This is a genomic window from Actinobacillus porcitonsillarum, from assembly GCF_003101015.1.
Taxonomy (GTDB): Bacteria; Pseudomonadota; Gammaproteobacteria; order Enterobacterales; family Pasteurellaceae; genus Haemophilus_A; species Haemophilus_A porcitonsillarum.
In genome coordinates this window covers 1,757,602-1,777,791 of record NZ_CP029206.1, presented here as the reverse complement: position 1 = coordinate 1,777,791, position 20,190 = coordinate 1,757,602, and the positions used below count along the sequence as shown (strand labels likewise).

Annotated in this window: 17 protein-coding genes and 1 pseudogene; 14 read left to right on the top strand and 4 right to left on the bottom strand. The window is 39.0% G+C overall.

All coding sequences use genetic code 11. The features are described from left to right. Window positions 1-3: 3 nt before the first annotated feature. Window positions 4-666: pseudogene (locus DDU33_RS08560) on the bottom strand (NAD(P)H-dependent oxidoreductase). Window positions 667-881: 215 nt separating this feature from the next. Here DDU33_RS08560 and pheS point away from each other — a divergent pair. The 8 genes from pheS to argA all read left to right on the top strand — a co-directional run bounded on the left by pheS (window position 882) and on the right by argA (window position 9,516). Beyond that, window positions 882-1,868: a phenylalanine--tRNA ligase subunit alpha gene (pheS, locus tag DDU33_RS08555; protein ID WP_005817725.1), complete on the top strand. Its 987-nt coding sequence runs from the start codon at window positions 882-884 to the stop codon at window positions 1,866-1,868. 98 nt (window positions 1,869-1,966) lie between these two features. After that, window positions 1,967-4,354 carry a phenylalanine--tRNA ligase subunit beta gene (gene pheT / locus DDU33_RS08550; protein WP_108924733.1) on the top strand — a complete coding sequence of 796 codons (2,388 nt, stop codon included), beginning with the start codon at window positions 1,967-1,969 and terminating at the stop codon, window positions 4,352-4,354. A 27-nt stretch (window positions 4,355-4,381) separates the two neighbouring features. Continuing rightward, window positions 4,382-4,678 (top strand): integration host factor subunit alpha, encoded by a 297-nt coding sequence (locus DDU33_RS08545; protein WP_005817721.1) that lies wholly within the window; start codon window positions 4,382-4,384, stop codon window positions 4,676-4,678. Window positions 4,679-4,737: 59 nt separating this feature from the next. Further along, complete coding sequence (locus DDU33_RS08540) at window positions 4,738-5,253, top strand: NlpC/P60 family protein (protein WP_005817719.1); 516 nt, start codon at window positions 4,738-4,740, stop codon at window positions 5,251-5,253. Between the two features lie 263 nt (window positions 5,254-5,516). Continuing rightward, window positions 5,517-5,966: a transcriptional regulator NrdR gene (gene nrdR, locus DDU33_RS08535; RefSeq protein WP_108924731.1), complete on the top strand. Its 450-nt coding sequence runs from the start codon at window positions 5,517-5,519 to the stop codon at window positions 5,964-5,966. Between the two features lie 17 nt (window positions 5,967-5,983). After that, entirely contained in the window at window positions 5,984-6,754 is a 771-nt protein-coding gene (locus DDU33_RS08530; protein ID WP_108924729.1) for a Nif3-like dinuclear metal center hexameric protein, read from the top strand. A 39-nt stretch (window positions 6,755-6,793) separates the two neighbouring features. Then, window positions 6,794-8,092 carry a 3-phosphoshikimate 1-carboxyvinyltransferase gene (gene aroA, locus DDU33_RS08525; RefSeq protein WP_108924727.1) on the top strand — a complete coding sequence of 433 codons (1,299 nt, stop codon included), beginning with the start codon at window positions 6,794-6,796 and terminating at the stop codon, window positions 8,090-8,092. Window positions 8,093-8,205: 113 nt separating this feature from the next. After that, window positions 8,206-9,516 carry an amino-acid N-acetyltransferase gene (argA, locus tag DDU33_RS08520; protein WP_108924725.1) on the top strand — a complete coding sequence of 437 codons (1,311 nt, stop codon included), beginning with the start codon at window positions 8,206-8,208 and terminating at the stop codon, window positions 9,514-9,516. Between the two features lie 34 nt (window positions 9,517-9,550). Here the strand turns inward: argA and DDU33_RS08515 are convergent, their stop codons facing one another. Beyond that, window positions 9,551-10,450 (bottom strand): LysR family transcriptional regulator, encoded by a 900-nt coding sequence (locus tag DDU33_RS08515; RefSeq protein WP_108924723.1) that lies wholly within the window; start codon window positions 10,448-10,450, stop codon window positions 9,551-9,553. 128 nt (window positions 10,451-10,578) lie between these two features. Here DDU33_RS08515 and topA point away from each other — a divergent pair, with 128 nt between their 5' ends. From topA to DDU33_RS08495, 4 genes are all read left to right on the top strand, one after another. Further along, window positions 10,579-13,179 (top strand): type I DNA topoisomerase, encoded by a 2,601-nt coding sequence (gene topA, locus DDU33_RS08510; protein WP_108924721.1) that lies wholly within the window; start codon window positions 10,579-10,581, stop codon window positions 13,177-13,179. A gap of 87 nt (window positions 13,180-13,266) precedes the next feature. After that, window positions 13,267-14,481, top strand: a complete 1,215-nt coding sequence (rhlB, locus tag DDU33_RS08505) for an ATP-dependent RNA helicase RhlB (protein WP_108924719.1) — start codon at window positions 13,267-13,269, stop codon at window positions 14,479-14,481. A gap of 3 nt (window positions 14,482-14,484) precedes the next feature. Next, window positions 14,485-14,877 carry a hypothetical protein gene (locus DDU33_RS08500; protein ID WP_108924717.1) on the top strand — a complete coding sequence of 131 codons (393 nt, stop codon included), beginning with the start codon at window positions 14,485-14,487 and terminating at the stop codon, window positions 14,875-14,877. Window positions 14,878-14,888: 11 nt separating this feature from the next. Continuing rightward, window positions 14,889-16,379, top strand: coding sequence for a helicase HerA-like domain-containing protein (locus DDU33_RS08495; RefSeq protein ID WP_108924715.1), 1,491 nt, complete (start codon window positions 14,889-14,891; stop codon window positions 16,377-16,379). Between the two features lie 37 nt (window positions 16,380-16,416). On the opposite strand, the gene bioD is transcribed toward DDU33_RS08495, so the two are convergent. Both bioD and DDU33_RS08485 read right to left on the bottom strand, forming a co-directional pair. Next, on the bottom strand, window positions 16,417-17,136 hold the full coding sequence (gene bioD / locus DDU33_RS08490; RefSeq protein WP_005817696.1) for a dethiobiotin synthase: 720 nt from the start codon (window positions 17,134-17,136) through the stop codon (window positions 16,417-16,419). Between the two features lie 61 nt (window positions 17,137-17,197). Then, window positions 17,198-18,379, bottom strand: coding sequence for an ROK family protein (locus DDU33_RS08485; RefSeq protein ID WP_108924713.1), 1,182 nt, complete (start codon window positions 18,377-18,379; stop codon window positions 17,198-17,200). Window positions 18,380-18,529: 150 nt separating this feature from the next. Here DDU33_RS08485 and rnd point away from each other — a divergent pair, with 150 nt between their 5' ends. Beyond that, complete coding sequence (gene rnd / locus DDU33_RS08480) at window positions 18,530-19,651, top strand: ribonuclease D (RefSeq protein ID WP_005817694.1); 1,122 nt, start codon at window positions 18,530-18,532, stop codon at window positions 19,649-19,651. Window positions 19,652-19,698: 47 nt separating this feature from the next. After that, window positions 19,699-20,181 (top strand): leucine-responsive transcriptional regulator Lrp, encoded by a 483-nt coding sequence (gene lrp / locus DDU33_RS08475; RefSeq protein ID WP_005817692.1) that lies wholly within the window; start codon window positions 19,699-19,701, stop codon window positions 20,179-20,181. Window positions 20,182-20,190 lie beyond the last annotated feature (9 nt).

Below are 20,190 nucleotides of genomic sequence, written 5' to 3'. Positions count from 1 at the left end.
CCATTATTCAATCCAATGGATGACGTCTTCTGCCGGTTTACGATATTTTTTGGTAATTTCTTTCGCTCGATAACCAAAAGTAACCATGCAAGAAACGCCATATTCCTTCGCATCAAATAAGCCTTCTTCCGCTAAAATACGATTAACTTCATCATAATTAAAGCCTTCAATCGGGCAAGAATCAATCCCAATCAGCGCCGCTCCTGTCATCATATTGCCTAATGCGATATAGGTTTGTTTACAGCACCAATCAAATAATGCACGTTCGCTATCCGCAATTTTCATATCATTGGTTTGGAAATCTTTGTAGCGAGCAAGGGTTGCTTAGGTTTGTTCAGGCGTTAAACCACGTTTAGCTAAAGAGGTTTTAAAGAATTCCGAGTCGTAGCGAGCGTTCTTTTTCGCAAGAAGTACAACGATATGGCTAGCTTCTTCAATTGGGTGCTTAATCCCCCAAGCAACAGGCGCAATTTTTTGGCGAATAGCCTGATTTTGTAGCACGAGAAATTGCCACGGTTCAGAACCTACCGAACTAGGCGATAGACGAGCAAGCTCAAGAATATAATCCATATCTTCTTTACTGATTTTACGTGTTGGGTCGTAATAACGACACGCCGCACGATAATTGAAAGCTGCTAAAACTTGCGATTTAGTGATATTAAACATTGTATTTTTCCATTAAAAAAACTTAAAGCATTCTACGCCCATTTTTTGATAAAGCGAACATTCGATATGGTTTATTTTGATAATACGCAAAAATATCACAAAATCCCACCGCTTCAAACCTTAAAAATCAAGGCGTTAGCCGATTTTTACATTTACATTTTTTATGCAAAGTATTATTATCACAGCAATTTTTATTAGTTATTAGAGGATAGGTAATGCAACACCTAAAAGAATTAACCGCTCAAGCTAGAGAAGCGTTAGATAAGTTAGATCAAGGCTTAGATGCTTTGGAAAATTTCCGTGTAGAATATTTTGGTAAAAAAGGGCATTTTACCCAGTTAATGCAAGAATTGCGTAATGTGGCGGCGGAAGAACGTCCGGCAATCGGTGCAAAAATCAATGAAGCGAAACAAGCGGTACTTGATATTTTAAATGCTAAAAAAGAAGCGTGGGAGCAAGAAGCATTAAACGCAAAATTAGCAAGTGAAAGTATTGATGTGAGCTTGCCGGGTCGTAAAACAGAATTAGGTGGATTGCACCCAGTTTCGATTACTATTGAGCGTGTGGTTAAATTCTTCTCAGAATTAGGTTTTACCGTTGCAAGCGGTCCGGAAATTGAAACGGATTACTATAACTTTGATGCGTTAAATATCCCGGCTCATCACCCGGCTCGTGCAGATCACGATACGTTCTGGTTTGATGCTCAACGTTTATTGCGTACTCAAACTTCAGGTGTACAAATTCGTACAATGGAGAACGTGAAACCACCTTTACGTATTGTGGCACCAGGTCGTGTATATCGTAACGACTACGACCAAACTCACACACCGATGTTCCACCAAATTGAATTATTATACGTGGATAAAAAAGCGAACTTTACCGAGCTAAAAGGGTTAATTCACGATTTCTTAAAAGCATTCTTTGAAGAAGATTTACAGGTGCGTTTCCGTCCGTCATTCTTCCCATTTACAGAGCCTTCGGCTGAAGTTGATGTGATGCGCCAAAATGGTAAATGGTTAGAAGTGTTAGGTTGCGGTATGGTTCATCCGAACGTATTACGTAACGTAGGCATCGATCCTGAAGAGTATAGCGGTTTCGCTGTAGGTATGGGCGTAGAGCGTTTAACAATGTTACGTTATAACGTAACGGACTTACGTTCATTCTTTGAAAATGACTTACGTTTCTTAAAACAATTTAAGTAATTTTATCATTGTAGGGACACACTGAGTGTGTCTGTTGTAACGCTTATAACAAGCGGTTAAATTTTAGAAAAATTTTGCAAATTAAAGGATAGAGATAAATGAAATTCAATGAATCTTGGTTGCGTGAGTGGGTAAATCCTGCCATTTCAACAGAGCAATTATGCGACCAAATTACAATGTTAGGCTTAGAAGTTGATAGTGTTGATCCTGTCGCCGGCGAATTTAGCGGTGTGGTAATTGGTGAAGTGGTATCAGCAGAACAGCACCCTGATGCGGATAAATTACGTGTAACGAAAGTGAATGTTGGTAGTGACCGTCTATTAGATATTGTTTGTGGAGCACCTAACTGCCGTGCGGGTTTAAAAGTAGCTTGTGCGGTTGAAGGCGCATTGCTACCGGGCGATTTCAAAATTAAGAAAACTAAACTACGTGGTCAGCCATCAGAAGGGATGTTATGTTCTTATTCAGAACTAGGCATTAAAGAAGATCATAGCGGTATCATTGAATTACCATTAGATGCACCGGTTGGTGTTGATTTCCGTGAATATCTAAACTTAAATGATGTGGCAATTGAAATTAGTTTAACGCCTAACCGTGCGGATTGTTTAAGTATTCGTGGTATTGCTCGTGAAGTGGGGGTCATCAATCAAGCAGAAGTTTCTGCACCTGAAGTTACCGCCGTAACGGCAACTATTTCAGATAAAGTAGCCGTTGAATTACAAGCGCCGGAGGCTTGCCCACGTTATTTGTCTCGTGTTGTGAAGAATGTGAATGTTAATGCACAATCTCCATTATGGTTACAAGAAAAACTTCGCCGTTGTGGTATTCGTTCTATCGACCCTATCGTAGATATTACAAACCTGAGCTTGCTTGAATTAGGTCAGCCAATGCACGCTTTCGATGCTGCAAAAATTGAAGGTGCAATTCAAGTAAGAATGGCAAAAGAGGGCGAAGAGCTTGTTTTATTAGATGGCACCACGGCAAAATTACAAGCGAATACCTTAGTGATTGCAGACCAGAAAGGTGCTTTAGCAATGGCGGGTATCTTTGGTGGGGAGGCAAGTGGTGTGAGCAAAGAGACAAAAGATGTTGTTTTAGAAGCAGCATTTTTCGCACCATTAGCGATTACCGGTCGTGCACGTCAATATGGGTTACATACTGATGCTTCACATCGTTTTGAGCGTGGTGTTGATCCAGAACTAACACGTCAAGCAATGGAGCGTGCAACAGCCCTTCTTCTTGAAATTTGTGGTGGCGAAGCAGGCGAAATTGTTGAAGCAGTCAGCGAAGCACATTTACCTAAACGCAATACAGTGAGTTTACGCCGTAGCAAGTTAGATGCGGTGATTGGTTATCATATTGAAGATGCTACAGTAACAGATATTTTAACTCGTTTAGGCTTGAATGTAACTTTTGCAAATAATACTTGGACTGCGGTAGCGCCAAGTTGGCGTTTTGATATTGAGATTGAAGAAGATCTCATTGAAGAAGTCGCTCGTATCTATGGCTATAACAATATTCCAAATAACTCGCCTTTCTCTCATTTAACGATGAAAGGCACGCCAGAGAAATTATTGGAAATCGCTCGTGTACGTGCAGCATTTGTGGATAGCGATTATCAAGAAGTGGTAACTTATAGCTTCGTTGATCCAAAAATCCAAACCTTGTTACATCCGGAGCAAGAAGCGTTAATGCTACCAAACCCGATTTCAAGTGAAATGTCGGCAATGCGTGTGTCGATTTTAACGGGGTTATTAGAAACAATCGTATATAACCAAAATCGTCAGCAAAACCGTGTTCGCATCGTTGAAACAGGTTTACGCTTCATTCCGGATGCAAATGCAGAATCAGGTGTTCGTCAAGAGTCTGTTATTGGAGCTGCGATTGTAGGCGATAAACGTCCGGTTCACTGGGAGCATAAAGCAGAATCCGTTGATTTCTTTGACTTAAAAGGTGATATTGAACGTATTTTCTCATTAACCGCTGTTCGTAACGATTTAAAATTTGTGGCTAAAACATTCCCTGCATTACACCCGGGACAATCTGCAGCGATTATGTTAGATGGTAAAGAAATTGGCTTTATCGGAACCTTACACCCGTCGTTAGTTCAGAAATTAGGGATTAAAGGCAAACCAATTGTTTGTGAAGTCTTGGCTTCAGCAATTGCGGAACGTCCAATTCCGGCAGCCAAAGAGATCTCTAAATTCCCTGCAAATAACCGTGATATTGCAGTTGTCGTAGATGAAAATGTTGCTGCAGGCGAAGTGTTAGATGCTTGTCGTTCATCGGGTGGCGATAAATTAGTGGGCGTGAGTCTGTTTGATGTTTATCGTGGTACAAACCTTGCAGAAGGTAAGAAAAGTTTAGCGATTAGTTTAACGGTACAAGACACAGAAAAAACGTTAGAAGAAGATGAAATTAATGCGGTTATTCAAGCCGTATTAGCAGATTTATCGCAACGTTTTAATGCGACATTACGTGACTAATCATTACTCGTTTAGTAAGGATATTTTATGGCTCTCACTAAAATTGAACTTGCAGAAGCATTGGTTGAAAAATGTGGCTTTGAGAAGCGAACGGCAAAATTATTTATAGATCAGTTTTTCGAAGAAATTAAAAGAGCATTAACAACCGGAGAAGAGGTAAAATTATCAGGATTTGGTAATTTTTCTGTTCGAGAAAAAAATGCACGTCCAGGTCGGAACCCCAAAACAGGAGAAAGCGTTGCTGTTTCAGCACGCCGAGTGGTGGTTTTCAAAGCAGGGCAAAAAATGCGTGATCGTGTAGAACATGCGAAAGTGAAGAAATAAAAATCTGAAAATGTTTACCCTAAATGGTTACCATTTAGGGTAAACAAGAGGGTATTTTAATGAAACGTATATCAAAATTGGCATTAGTCAGTTTAACTGCAATTTTAACCGCTTGTTCTTCTTCAGATGATGTTCATGTATCAGGTCCTATAAAGGCAAAAGCAGGTATTTATCGCACAAATCAAGCTAATTTGGGCGATCCGATTATGGTTATTGCCAATTTAAGTGAACATCAGCAAGAATGGAAGGGGACTCGCTATCGTTTAGGCGGAACATCTAAAAGTGGTGTGGATTGTTCAGGCTTTATGCAGATTACATTTCGTGATCTCTTTGGTATTGATTTACCTCGTACAACAACAGAACAAGCTAATGAAGGCAGACGCGTGTCTAAAAGTGAAATTAAAACAGGCGATTTAGTTTTCTTCAAAACAGGTCGTGGACCGAACGGTAAACATGTTGGTGTTTATGTGAAAAACGGGCAATTCCTTCATGCTTCTACAAAAGGTGGCGTTATTTACTCTGATTTAGATTCGCCTTATTGGTCAAAAACCTTTTGGCAGGCACGTCGTTTATAAAATAATCGAACCGTTCTGAAAAATTTGAAGTCGATCACAAATTTGAAAATTAGGCTTTGAAAAAATTAAAAAATTGACGTAACCTTACATACAACAAAAATAAGTGTTGTGTTCAACAACCAGATTCATAAATTTGCTTTCCGAGTAGCCCCTATTAAGGGGCTTTTTTTATGCATATACATTTTTAATGAGTGTGATTAGATTGATTTTTTTATAAAAAACATCGACAATCAGAAAGTTCGCATATAACTGGAGAAAAGAGCATGCGTTGTCCTTTTTGTGCAGCGGAAGAAACGAAGGTCATTGATTCCCGTTTGGCTGCAGATGGCTATCAAATACGTCGTCGCCGAGAGTGTACGATATGTAAAGAACGTTTTACGACGTTTGAATCAGCAGAACTTCTTGTACCTTATATTGTAAAAAGTAATGGCAACCGTGAGCCCTTTGATGCAAGCAAGTTAAAGATGAGTTTGGCTAAAGCGTTGGAAAAACGTCCTGTCAGTGCAGATGATTTGGAGAAAGCGGTCAATCAAATTATTATTCAACTTCAAGCGACAGGCGAAAGAGAAGTGCCTAGCAAACTTGTCGGGAATTTAGCAATGGATGCATTAAAACGCTTAGATAAAGTGGCATATATCCGTTTTGCTTCGGTTTATTTAAGTTTTGGTGATATTGAAGAGTTCATCAAAGAAATTGAAAAATTACGAGAATAATAAAGAGAGGACAAACTATGCTGACAAACTTAGCGTTAGAACAGCTTTTGAATGAAAAATTAAATGCGAAAGCAATTAGTGATTATGCACCGAATGGATTGCAAGTTGAAGGTAAACGTGAAATTCGTAAAATTATTACCGGCGTAACCGCAACGCTACCGCTAATTGAGAAAGCGATTGAGAAAAATGCAGATGCGATTTTAGTTCATCACGGCTATTTTTGGAAAAGCGAAGATCCTTGTATTCGAGGAATGAAAGGCAAACGTATCAAACAGTTACTTGTTAATGACATTAATTTATTTGGTTATCACTTGCCGTTAGATATTCACCCGGAATTAGGGAATAACGCTCAATTAGCCGCATTGTTAGGTGTTAAGCATTTAACCGGCTTAGAAGATAAGCCTTATTCAATTCCTGTCTATGGCGAATTAGAAACAGCAATTTCCGCCACCGAATTGGCACTGCGTTTAGAAAAAGGGTTAAACCGCAACATCATTTTGTGTGATGAGTTTGTGGCTGAATTTCCTCATAAATTGATTAAAACGGTTGCGATTTGTACGGGGGGCGGTCAGGGATATATTGATTTGGCGGCAACTAAAGGTATTGATGCCTTTATTAGTGGAGAAATTTCTGAACAGACCACTCATTCAGCCAGAGAACAAGGTATTTATTATTTTGCTGCAGGGCATCACGCAACAGAACGTTATGGTATTAAAGCATTAGGCGAATGGCTTGCACAAGAATATCAATTAGACGTTGAATTTATTGATATTGATAACCCGGCATAATTACTATTTTTTATTTTTAGCAACACAACGGATTTTATAATGGAAAAATTAACACTTGAACCGATTTCTCGCATTGAAGGCGAAATCAATTTACCCGGCTCAAAAAGTTTATCAAATCGAGCATTATTGCTTGCGGCTTTAGCTCAAGGCACAACTCAAGTAACAAATTTACTCGATAGTGATGATATTCGTCATATGCTTAATGCGTTAAAGGCACTTGGCGTTAAATATGAATTATCTGCAGATAAAACGATTTGCACAGTCGAAGGTGTAGGCGGTGCATTCCAATGGCAAAATGGCTTGTCGCTCTTTTTAGGGAATGCAGGCACAGCAATGCGACCACTTACGGCTGCCCTTTGCTTAAAAGGTAAAGAAGAGGCAGAGGTTGTTTTAACCGGCGAGCCTCGTATGAAGGAGCGTCCGATTAAACATTTAGTGGATGCATTACGCCAAGTCGGCGCACAAATTCAATATCTGGAAAATGAAGGTTACCCACCGGTTGCCATCCGTAATACGGGGCTAACAGGCGGTAAAGTAAAAATTGATGGTTCAATTTCCAGCCAATTTTTAACAGCACTATTGATGTCTGCGCCATTAGCAGAAGGCGATATGGAAATTGAAATTATTGGCGAGCTCGTTTCTAAACCTTATATTGATATTACCTTAGCAATGATGAAGGATTTTGGGGTAACTGTTTCTCATCAGAACTATCAAACTTTCTTTGTTAAAGGTCAGCAAAGCTATGTTTCGCCAGAAAAATATATGGTTGAAGGCGATGCGTCATCTGCGTCTTATTTCCTCGCTGCAGGTGCGATTAAAGGGAATGTAAAAGTAACCGGAATTGGTAAAAATTCTATTCAAGGTGACCGCTTGTTTGCAGATGTATTGGAAAAAATGGGTGCTAAAATTACTTGGGGCGAAGATTTTATTCAAGCAGAACAAGGCGAGCTCAAAGGTATTGATATGGATATGAACCATATCCCTGACGCAGCAATGACCATTGCGACCACCGCACTGTTTGCCGAAGGCGAAACCGTTATTCGAAACATCTATAACTGGCGCGTGAAAGAGACAGACCGCTTAACGGCAATGGCAACGGAGTTACGTAAAGTAGGGGCGGAAGTTGAGGAAGGGGAAGATTTTATCCGAATTCAACCGCTTGCATTAGATCAATTCCAGCACGCAGAGATTGAAACTTACAATGACCATCGTGTGGCAATGTGTTTTTCGCTGGTGGCATTATCCAATACACCGGTAACCATTTTAGATCCGAAATGTACGGCAAAAACGTTCCCAACCTATTTTGATGAGTTAGCGAAATTATCGGTAAGGGAATAAAAAAGAAATCTCTCATTGACGAAAGTGAATGGGAGATTTTGATTTTTAATTCATTTTTATTGCATATCTATTCATTTTAAGTTATAACTACACTATTAAAAAGTGAGGGAATTATGCGTAATACAGAATTAGTCCAATGGTTTAGACAATCCACACCTTATGTAAATATGCACAGAGGGAAAACCTTTGTCATTATGTTAGATGGTAATGCGGTTGCTCATCCCAATTTTGTGAACATTGCTAATGATATTAGTTTATTACATAGTTTAGGGATTAAATTGGTACTCGTGTTTGGTGCCCGTTATCAAATTGACGAATTATTGACAAAAAATAACCGCTTGTCGCAATATCATCATCACATTCGTGTTACAGATATTGAAACACTAGAGTATGTCAAACAAGCTGTTGGCGGTTTACATTACGATATTTTCTCTCGTCTTTCTTTACGCTTACCAAACTCGCCTGTTATCAATGTTGTGAGTAGCAATGCGATTTTAGCTCAGCCTTTAGGGGTTATTGATGGTGTTGATTATGGGCTAAGTGGCAAAATTCGCCGTATTAATGTCGAACATATTGAACAGCAATTAGAGCAAAATGCGATTGTTTTGATTAGCCCGATTGCACCTTCCGTAACAGGGGAGATGTTTAACTTACCTTTTGAGGAAATTGCCACCCAAGTTGCGATCAAATTAAAAGCTGATAAATTGATTGGTTTTTGTGAAACGCAAGGTTTATTAAATGAACAAGGCGAAGTGTTATCGGATATTCACCCCCGTGAGGCTAAACGCTATTTATCGAATTTGATTGAAGCCGGGAAGTATCACGACTCGACCGCCCGTTTTCTCCAAGCTGCTGTGGAAGCAAGCAACTCAGGGCTCAAACGGGCGCATTTACTTAGTTATAAAGAAGATGGCTCATTGCTTCAAGAGTTGTTTTCTCGAGATGGTATTGGTACGCAATTATCTCAAGAAAGTTCGGAGCATATTCGCATTGCAACGTCTCACGATATTCCAAGTTTACTGAATTTAATTCGACCTTTAGAAGAGCAAGGCATTTTAGTCAAACGTTCTCGTGAGCAGCTTGAAGTTGAAATTAGCCGTTATACGATTATCGAGCGAGATGGTATTGTGATTGCCTGTGCGGCATTAAACCACTTTGAAGACGAAAAAATGGCAGAAATGGCTTGTGTTGCGGTACATCCAGATTATCGTGATTCATCTCGTGGCGATGTTCTCCTTGATGCAATTAAGCGCAGAGCCGTGCAATTAGGTGTTGAGAAATTGTTTGTTCTAACAACACGGACAACGCAGTGGTTCCAAGAACGGGGTTTTGAATTAAAAGGCACAGAAGATCTGCCCGCCTATAAGCGTGAGCATTATAATTACCAACGAATGTCGAAAATTTTGATGTTGGATTTGGTGTAATAACAAGCGGTCAAATTTGGGGGTAAATTCGCATTTACCCCTTAACTAACGCTTCTTTTTGCTCTTTCATCAGCGTTGTTAAAAAATCAATAAATACCTTCACTTTTGGCGATAAATAGCGGCGATTAGGATATAACAAGCTAATATCCAATTTCCTTTGATCAAGATGTTCTAAAATCGGAATAAGCTCGCCGGTTTTTAATTCTTTAGTAACTAAACATTTCGGAATGTTGATAATTCCTTGATGGTCTTTTGCCATTTGTACGAGAGAGTAGCCATTATTACTGTAAATTCTGCCTTTCGCTTTATATCTTAATGTTTCCTCGCCGAATGAAAAATCCCAGGTTTGATGATTTTCGTAGAGCAAGCAAGTGTGTTGGTCAAGATCTTGAATAGATCTTGGCGTACCGTGAGTGGCGAGATATTCAGGTGAAGCCACAATAATTTGATGGGACTCAGCAATTTTTTTAGCCACAATACTGCTATCTTCTAGCTGTCCAACTCGTAGCACTAAATCAAAACCTTCTGAAACGACATCCACTCGTCTATCATTAAATTCAAGATGTAGTTCAATATGTGGATAGGCTTCGAGGAATTTTCCTAAATGCGGTGCAACAAAGCGTGAACCGAAATCCATCGGTAAAGAGAAGGATAGTTTTCCGGTTAAATTTTCGCTAATATTATTGATACTATCATCGGCTTCTTTGAGTTCATTAAGAATAGGTTGGCAGCGTTGATAGTAAAGTAACCCCGCTTCGGTTGGTGTAATCTTTCTGGTGGTGCGGTGTAATAAGCGAACATTAAGATGTTCTTCAAGTTGTGCGACCAACTTACTTGCCATCGCCAAAGATATGTCCAATTGTTGAGCAGCTTGGGTAAAACTTTGGGTTTCGATCACTTTACAAAATAGGCTAATTGCATTTAGTTTATCCATTTCGTTTATTTTCTTCTTCTTTATATTGTAATTTTCTTGTAGCCTTGCTATCGTAAAAATAGTCTGTAAAAAAATCAATGAAAAAAGTTATTTCACTTAAATTTTAAAATGCTTATTGGGAAAGAATAATGGGAAAATCATTAGTTATTGTGGAGTCGCCCGCTAAGGCAAAAACCATTAACAAATATTTAGGTAGCGATTATGTCGTCAAATCAAGTGTGGGTCATATTCGTGATTTACCAAAAAGTGGTACCGAGGAAAAAGCGGAGCGAGCTAAACCTACATCAACCAAAGGATTGACAGCTGAACAAAAAGCAAAACTCAAGGCAGAAAAAGAAAGAAATGCATTGGTAAAACGTATGGGGATTGACCCTTACCACGGCTGGAAGGCTAATTACCAAATTATGCCGGATAAACAAAAAGTGGTATCAGAACTGAAATCGTTAGCCAAAAAGGCAGACCATATCTATCTTGCAACCGACTTGGATAGAGAAGGGGAGGCTATTGCGTGGCATTTACGTGAAGTGATTGGGGGAGATGATAATCGCTTCAGCCGTGTTGTGTTTAATGAGATCACGAAAAATGCTATTCAAAAAGCATTTGAACATCCGGAACAATTAAACTTAGACCGTGTTAATGCTCAACAAACTCGCCGCTTTTTAGATCGTGTGGTGGGTTTTATGGTTTCACCGTTACTTTGGAAGAAAGTGGCAAGAGGGCTTTCTGCCGGTCGAGTACAATCGGTTGCCGTTAAATTATTGGTCGAGCGTGAACGAGAAATTAAGGCTTTCCAACCGGAAGAATATTGGGAAATTTTAGCGAATACGCAAACAAAACGTAAAAAACTACCGCTTGAATTAACCAATTACCAAGGTAAAAAATGGCAAGCAAAAAATGAAGCAGAAGCAATGCAAGCGGTCAAAAACTTGCAACAAGCTGCATTTATTGTGAGTGAAATTGATCAAAAACCAACAAGCTCAAAAGCCAGTCCACCTTTTATTACATCTACATTACAACAAACCGCAAGCACTCGCTTGGGATTTGGCGTGAAGAAGACAATGATGTTGGCACAGCGTTTATATGAAGCCGGTTACATCACTTATATGCGTACCGACTCAACGAATTTAAGCCAAGATGCCTTGACAATGGCTCGAGGTTATATTGAGAAAAAATTTGGTCAAGACTATTTACCGGCTAAACCGAATTTTTATTCAAGTAAAGAAAATGCCCAAGAAGCGCACGAGGCAATCCGTCCTTCTGATGTGAATGTGTTGATGTCTGATCTTAAAGGTATGGATAAAGATGCGGAGCGTTTATATGATTTAATTTGGCGCCGTTTCTTAGCTTGTCAAATGACGCCGGCACAATATGATTCAACCAGTTTAACGGTTACGGCAAGTGATTATGAATTCAAAGCGAAAGGCCGCGTTTTACGTTTTGATGGTTGGACGAAAGCATTACCTATTCAAGGTAAAACGGCAGAAGATCAGGAATTACCTAATGTGGAATTAAATGAGGTTCTGACACTCGATGAGCTCGTTCCAAGCCAACATTTTACCAAACCACCGGCTCGTTATTCTGAAGCAGCTCTCGTAAAAGAGTTGGAAAAACGTGGTATTGGCCGCCCTTCAACTTATGCGGCGATTATTTCAACCATTCAGGAGCGTGGTTATGTTCGTACCGAAAACCGCCGTTTCTATGCTGAGAAAATGGGTGAGATCGTTACAGATCGATTAAATGAGTCCTTTGGGGATTTAATGAACTACGATTTTACCGCTAATATGGAAGAAACCTTAGACCAAATTGCGGAAGGGAATAAAAACTGGATTTCGGCGCTTGATACCTTCTTTAAAGATTTCTCAGAACAATTAACAAAAGCGGAATTAGATGAACTTGAAGGCGGAATGAAGCCAAACAGCCTTGTGCCAACGGAGATTGATTGCCCGACTTGCGGACGTAAAATGGCAATTCGCACCGCTTCAACAGGGGTATTCTTAGGTTGTACCGGCTACGCATTGCCACCAAAAGAGCGTTGTAAAACAACAATGAATTTAATTCCGGAAGCTGAATTACTCAATGTGCTGGACGATGAAACAGAAACGAAAGCGTTAATGGCTCGTAAACGTTGCCCGAAATGTGATTCGGCGATGGATAGCTATGTGATCGACCCAAGTAGAAAATTACATGTTTGTGGTAATAATCCAAATTGTGATGGTTATGTTATCGAAGCCGGTAGTTTTAAAATTAAAGGTTATGATGGCCCAATTGTCGAATGTGATAAATGTGGTGCAGATATGCACTTAAAATTAGGCCGTTTTGGCAAATATATGGGCTGCACGAATTGTGATAATACCCGTAAAATTCTGAAAAATGGCGAAGTTGCGCCACCACGTGAAGAGCCAATTCCATTTCCTGAATTGAAATGTGAAAATGCGGATGCTTATTTTGTTTTACGTGATAGTGCGGTTGGCGTGTTTATGTCAGCGCATAATTTCCCGAAAGTGAGAGAAAGCCGTCCGGCGAAAGTATCGGAATTAGCGCAATATCGTGATCGGTTACCGGAAAAATTACAGTATTTAGCCGATGCGCCATTAACCGACCCTGAAGGTAATCCAGCCATTATTAGTTTTAGTCGTAAAGAGAAACGTCAATACGTAACGTCAGAGAAAAACGGCAAAAAAACCAAATGGATTGTAGATTATCTTGATGGGAAATGGGTAGAACGTTAAAGATATGTAAACAAGGAGGAATTTTTTTTCCTCCTTTTTTTATTTTAAGGTATTATTTACCTGTATAACAAAAGAAGGAAGGATTTAATGTCCCAGCATTTAACAGAACAACGGTTTATTGACTTTTCGATCCACGAAAATGTATTAGCCGCCTTAGAAAGTAAAGGATTTGAATTCTGTACACCGATTCAAGCAAAAACATTACCGATCACGTTAAAAGGGAATGATATTGCCGGACAAGCGCAAACAGGTACAGGAAAAACGATGGCGTTTTTAATTGCAACGTTCCACCATTTGCTGACTAACGAATGCCAAAGCAAGAAAAATCAACCTCGAGCATTGATTTTAGCCCCTACACGTGAATTAGCCGTACAAATTGCCTCTGATGCCGAGCTGTTGGTTAAACATTCAGATTTAAAATTGGCCTTAGCTTATGGTGGCGATGGTTATGAGAAACAGGTTGAAGCCATTGAAAAAGGCGTTGATATTCTTGTTGGTACTACAGGTCGTGTTATTGATTACGTAAAACAAGGAATCATCAACTTAGATTGCGTTCAGGTCATTGTATTAGATGAAGCGGATCGCATGTTTGATCTTGGGTTTATTAAGGATATTCGTTACTTAATGCGCAAATGCCCTAAACCGGAACAACGTTTGACGATGTTATTTTCCGCAACATTATCTCCTCGAGTACGAGAACTCGCTTACGAAGATATGAATAATGCTTCCTATGTCGAGATAGAACCGTTACAACGTACTGGGCATCGGATTAAAGAAGAACTTTTTTATCCGTCTAATGAAGATAAAATGGCGCTACTTCTTACCTTATTAGAGGAAGAATGGCCAGAGCGTTGTATGATTTTCGCAAATACCAAACAAAAATGTGAAGAAATTTGGCAATACTTGCTTGCTGATGGTCATCGAGTGGGATTATTAACGGGAGATATTGCTCAGAAAAAACGCTTAGCGTTATTAGATAGCTTTACAAAAGGGGAATTGGATATTTTAGTCGCAACAGATGTTGCTGCGCGTGGTTTGCATATTCCTGAAGTGACTCACGTCTTTAATTACGATTTACCTGATGATCGTGAAGATTATGTACACCGAATTGGACGAACCGGTCGAGCAGGGCAAAGTGGACATTCTATTAGTTTTGCCTGTGAGCGTTATGCAGTAAATTTACCGGCAATTGAAGAATATATCGGACATTCTATTCCGGTCAGTCAATATGATAGCCAAGCACTATTGGCTTTGCCTAAAGTAAAAAGAGCACCAAGATTTAATCGGAATGTGAAACGATAAAATATGAAACATAAGATCATTTACCTTTTATTACCAGTATTCTTATCAGCATGCACAGCAGATACACAAGAGTTTTGGGATGATTTGGGTAAAACATTTGAACCCAATAAACCAAGACAAGCTGTCAATGTGACAAAGGGGTACCCAGAACCGAAGGGCAATTACACTCATACAACAAAGAAAACTAAAACACAACAGATCGCACATGGGCGTATTAACACAACAGCTTGTAACGATCTTGACGATTGGTATTTAGATGGGTTTCGGGTTGGCAAATCATTCCGTAGCCAAAGAAACTCGATGTTTCAACAGCGTGTGGCTTATTGCAAAGGTTCAGGACCAATCGGTTATCAGAAAAATTGGGAACGAGGTTTCCAAGTTGGCATTAAATCATAGAGAGAGAAAACATGACAAATTATGCGATTGCCCAATCTAAAGAGGGTAATGTAATTTCATTAACAGCAAAAATGGCTAACCGCCATGGTCTAATTGCTGGTGCAACAGGTACAGGGAAAACTGTTACGTTACGTAAGTTAGCGGAAAGTTTTAGTGACCACGGTGTTCCTGTTTTCCTTGTTGATGTGAAAGGCGATATTTCAGGGATTTCACAAGCGGGTCAATTTAGTGGAAAAATTGCAGAACGCATTGAGCAATTCAATTTAGGGGGAGAAAGTTATCTAAACGGTTACCCTGTATCCTATTGGGACGTATTTGGTGAAACGGGCATACCGCTACGAACAACCATTTCTGAAATGGGTCCAATGCTACTGGCTCGTTTATTGAATTTGAATGAAACCCAAGAGGGATTACTTAATTTAGTTTTCCGTGTTGCAGATGATCAAGGATTATTGCTTATCGATCTTAAAGATCTTCGTGCAATGTTAAAATTTGTTGCAGAAAATGCTAAACAATTCCAAGTGGAATATGGCAATGTTTCTGCAGCAAGTGTTGGGGCAATTCAGCGTGCGCTACTTGCGCTAGAAAATGAAGGTGCAGAAAAGCTCTTTGGCGAACCGGCATTAGATTTATTCGATTGGATTCAAACCCGTAATGGTAAAGGCGTCATCAACGTTCTAAATTCAGAAAAATTGATTAATTCGCCTCGTATGTATGGTGCGTTCTTGCTTTGGTTTATGGCGGAGCTCTTTGAAAAATTACCGGAAGTCGGCGATCCGGATAAGCCTAAATTTGTGCTATTCTTTGATGAAGCGCATCTCTTGTTTGATGGTGCACCAACTGTGTTGGTTGATAAGATTGAGCAAGTTGTCCGCTTAATTCGTTCTAAAGGTGTCGGTGTTTATTTTGTTACACAAAATCCGCTAGACTTACCAGACAGCGTTTTAGGACAACTAGGTAACCGTATTCAGCATGCTTTACGAGCTTTTACGCCAAGAGATCAAAAGGCGGTTAAATCTGCGGCAGAAACCTTCCGTGCGAATAAAGGTGTTGATGTTGTTGAAGCAATTACGACACTAGGGGTTGGAGAAGCCTTGATTTCGGTGTTAGATGAAAAAGGCATGCCAACGCCGGTTGAGGTGGCTTATATTTACCCACCAAGAAGCCAATTGACTCCATTAACAGCGGCAGAACGAGATAGTTTAGTTAAACAAGATGACCTTTATCTCCATTACAGCCAATATGTCGATAATGTCTCAGCATTTGAAATGTTAAACGATCAGGCAAAACAAGTTGAAGCGCAAAAACAAGCAGAGGAAGAAGGCGAAGAGAGCTTTGTAGGCGGACTAATTGGTTCAATTTTTGGGACGAAAAAGAAAAAAGATCAATCTTTAACGGAACAAGTTGTTAGTCAAGTAGCACAGCAAGTTGGACGCAATCTCAGAAATAATCTTACTAAGCAGATTATGCGTGGACTTTTAGGTGCGATAACGAAGAAATAATATGAAAAAACTCCCCACTAGGGGAGTTTTGTTATTCTTATTTACGAAAATATTGCAATAAAGGTTCGGGGTTCTGAATAAATTGATGCAGTTCTTTTTCTTCAGGTCTTCCAATATAAGGGATTTGTCCTAATAATGGAGCGTCAATTTTTTGTGTTAGCATTTCAACTAACTCCACATAATGACGAAGCCCTGGATTTATGCGATTAGCTACCCAGCCAATTAGGGGAACACCGCTGGCTTTAATTGCTTGTGCCGTAAGTAAAGCATGATTTGCACAACCTTCTTTAATGCCCACCACTAAGATAACGGGCATTTTATTTTGCTGAACCCAATCCGCAAAACTGAAGTCTTTATTGATGGGGGTTAGCCAACCATAAGTCCCTTCCACAAGAATATTATGATATTTCTTCTGTAAGCGTGTTAAATCATAGTTAAGTTTTTCAACATGAATATGCCTTACTGCATCTAATGCCGCAAAAACAGGTGTACTAGAATGTGTAAAGGTATAGCTGTTGATTTCTCGATATTGTACTTGAGGAAGTGTGCTTTTAAGTAATGTTAAAACGTCACTATTATCTTCACTTGCATAATCATCTTGAGGTAATTCTGTTGGTAATTCTTCCGCACCACCGCAGGCAATCGGTTTGTAAGGTACAACAGGAACATCATATTGTGCCAATGTTTGTAACAATGCACGGGTAACAATTGTTTTTCCAACATTGGTATCTGTTCCTGTGATAAAGAGAGATGGCATATTTGTCCTTCCTTATTAAGTCAGATTCCAAATAGCCATAAGTCTATCTAAAAAGCGTAAGCTAGTTTATGTCCTTGATCAAACTTCCTTCATAAATTCCTTGTTTTATTGCAGAACAGGGGATAATTTCATTATTCCATTCAAATTGGCTTGTTACCAATTGAATGTTAAGGTTATCAATAAGCAAGGTTTTTTGTAATTTCTCAGTAATTTGTTCAAATAAAACCTGTTTAACTTTTAATAAAGGAGAATCAAACAGTACTTTTTGTGTAGAGAATATATTGATAAGATTCATCAACACATACGCCAAGTTATCACTAATATGGTTGAGAATAAGCAATGCTTGCTCATTTTGTTGTTCTATTTGTTCACAAAGGAAGTTAATTTTTTCCTGACTTGTTTTCAAGGTATTCGGTAGATGTAAATCAATTAATCTTATTAATGCTGAGAATGTGACTTGATTGGTAAGTTGATAACGTTGGATTTCATCAAGTTCAGGAAAAATTTGGTCACTTAATGGGCTGAATTTAGGCATTAACATCTTATCCACATTCATTTTTGATTGTTGATAGAGCAGTGCACCACGCATGAGAACACTTAAGTTAATGGATTCATCAAGCTGTAAGAAAATGACATTATCATCGCTAATTAAGCTCCCTACGGTTGATTCTGCCAGTAACCAAAGATGGAAATGTTCATTCAGTAAAATAGGGTGTGTGAAATGAGATTCTAGTTTTTCCATAAGAGGACAGTGCAATTGTTGTCCCCCTAGTTCGGTAATCATACGTTTATTCGCGTCTATTTTCCCGACAACACAAACAGAAATAGCCAACAATTGTTCTTTTGCAAGCGGGTATTTTTGCTGAAAATCTTGCAGATTTTCCATAATTAGTGTGTCAAGGCTAGGATAATCTATGGAAGAAACGGTATAATTCTCAGTATAAAGAGGCGTTCCGTTTAATTCGCAAAGAGAAACATGAATTTTCTCTGACGAGATGGTTAAACAGAGTAAACGCCAGAAAAATGGGGAAACAGAAAGCCCGACAGCAGGTCTTCCACGGGAAATAGAATCTTGAGCGGTACGTTCAATAATGAACTGTTTGTCAATTAACGCTTTAGTAATATTGGTAATAGAGGCTGGCGCTAAGCCGGCTAATTTGGCAAGATCGGTTCTTGAAATCAATTCAAATTGCTCAATTAAGCGATAAATTGTGCCAATGTTTTGAATCCGATTTTCTGTCATCTTTTTTTCCTTATTATTTTGTTTTATTTGCTCCATTTGGTTATTATTTTCCTTTAATTTTGGAGGAATACAACCAATTTATTTTCAGAATGTGATCCAATTCACATTATTTATTTTTAAAATTAAAGAAAATCGAGAGAACGTTTAAAAATGCACCAAACTATCCATTATCATTGGGTTTCGACTAGCCAACAATTAGACGAAGTCTGCCAGAAAGCTGCCACTAAAAAAGCGATTGCATTAGATACTGAATTTATCCGTATCCGTTCTTTTTACCCTCAATTAGGCTTAATTCAATTGTTTGATGGCGAGCAAGTCAGCTTAATTGATCCAAGTAGCATTGAAGATTTTTCCCCTTTTATTGCATTATTAGCTAATCCCGACGTCATTAAAGTCTTACATGCGTGTAGTGAAGATCTAGAAGTTTTTGAATATCGCTTTAAACAATTACCAACGCCTTTAGTTGATACACAAGTTGTTGCCGGCTTCTTAAATCGAGGAATTTCGATTGGATTTGCGAAGCTCGTAGAACATTATCTTCATATTGAATTAGATAAGGGCGCTTCTAGAACAGATTGGTTGGCTCGTCCTTTAAGTGAAATACAGTGTCAATACGCTGCCGCCGATGTGTTTTATTTGTTGCCGGTTTATCACAAAATGCAAAAAGAGCTTTCTGAAAACCGTTGGCAAAAAGCCGTGGAGGAAGAGTGTCAAAAGTTCTTACATAGAAAACTGAAAGATGAAAATCCAGACCAAATGTATAAACATATTGCTAATGCATGGCGATTAGAACCTTATCAACTTGCTGTATTACAACTTCTCACAAAATGGCGATGGGAAGAAGCGCAAAAAAGAGACTTAGCACTCAATTTTGTCATTAAAGAACAAAATTTATATGAAATTGCTCGTCAATTGCCTAAACATACATCACAACTCTTGGAATTTATGCACCCGAATGAAGTCAGAATTCACGGAAAAAAAATCTTACGTTTAGTTGAACAAGGCATGGCTGTGTTACCCGAACATTATCCTGAGAAAGTGGTACGCTTAGTGGATGAAAAAGGTTATAAATATGCCCTTAAAGCAATGCAGCAAAAAATGCAAGAAATTCAACCGCTTGATCTTGCCCCTGAATTATTGGCGAGTAAACGTCAATTAAATCAATTATTCAAATGGCATTTGAAAGGTAAGCCGGCAGATAAAACGCCTGAATTATTAACGGGTTGGCGAACAGAATATGGAAAACGCATTGCACAAGTATTAGATCACTGATCGGATATTCGGTATAATTTGAGTCAGGCAACGAATAGGATAATCAAATGGAAAATAAAAAATTAGCAAGAGCACTTGATGCGATAGATCTTAAAATTCTCAATGAACTACAACGTAACGGAAAAATCTCTAATATTGAGCTTTCTAAACGTGTAGGGCTTTCACCGACCCCTTGTTTAGAACGGGTTAAACGCTTGGAAAAACAAAATGTGATTATGGGATATCGTGCGTTGCTTAACCCGGAATTACTCGAAGCCCCTCTTTTGGTCATTGTCGAAATTACGCTAGTAAGAGGTAAACCAGATGTTTTTGAAGAGTTTAACCAAGCAGTACAACAATTAGACGAAATTCAAGAATGTCATTTGGTATCAGGGGATTTTGATTATCTTCTCAAAACTCGTGTGGCAGATATGGCTGCCTATCGTAAATTACTTGGAACCACCTTGTTACGTTTACCGGGGGTAAACGATACCCGAACCTATGTGGTTATGGAAGAAGTCAAGCAAACCAACTACCTACTATTAAAATAAGGATTAAAT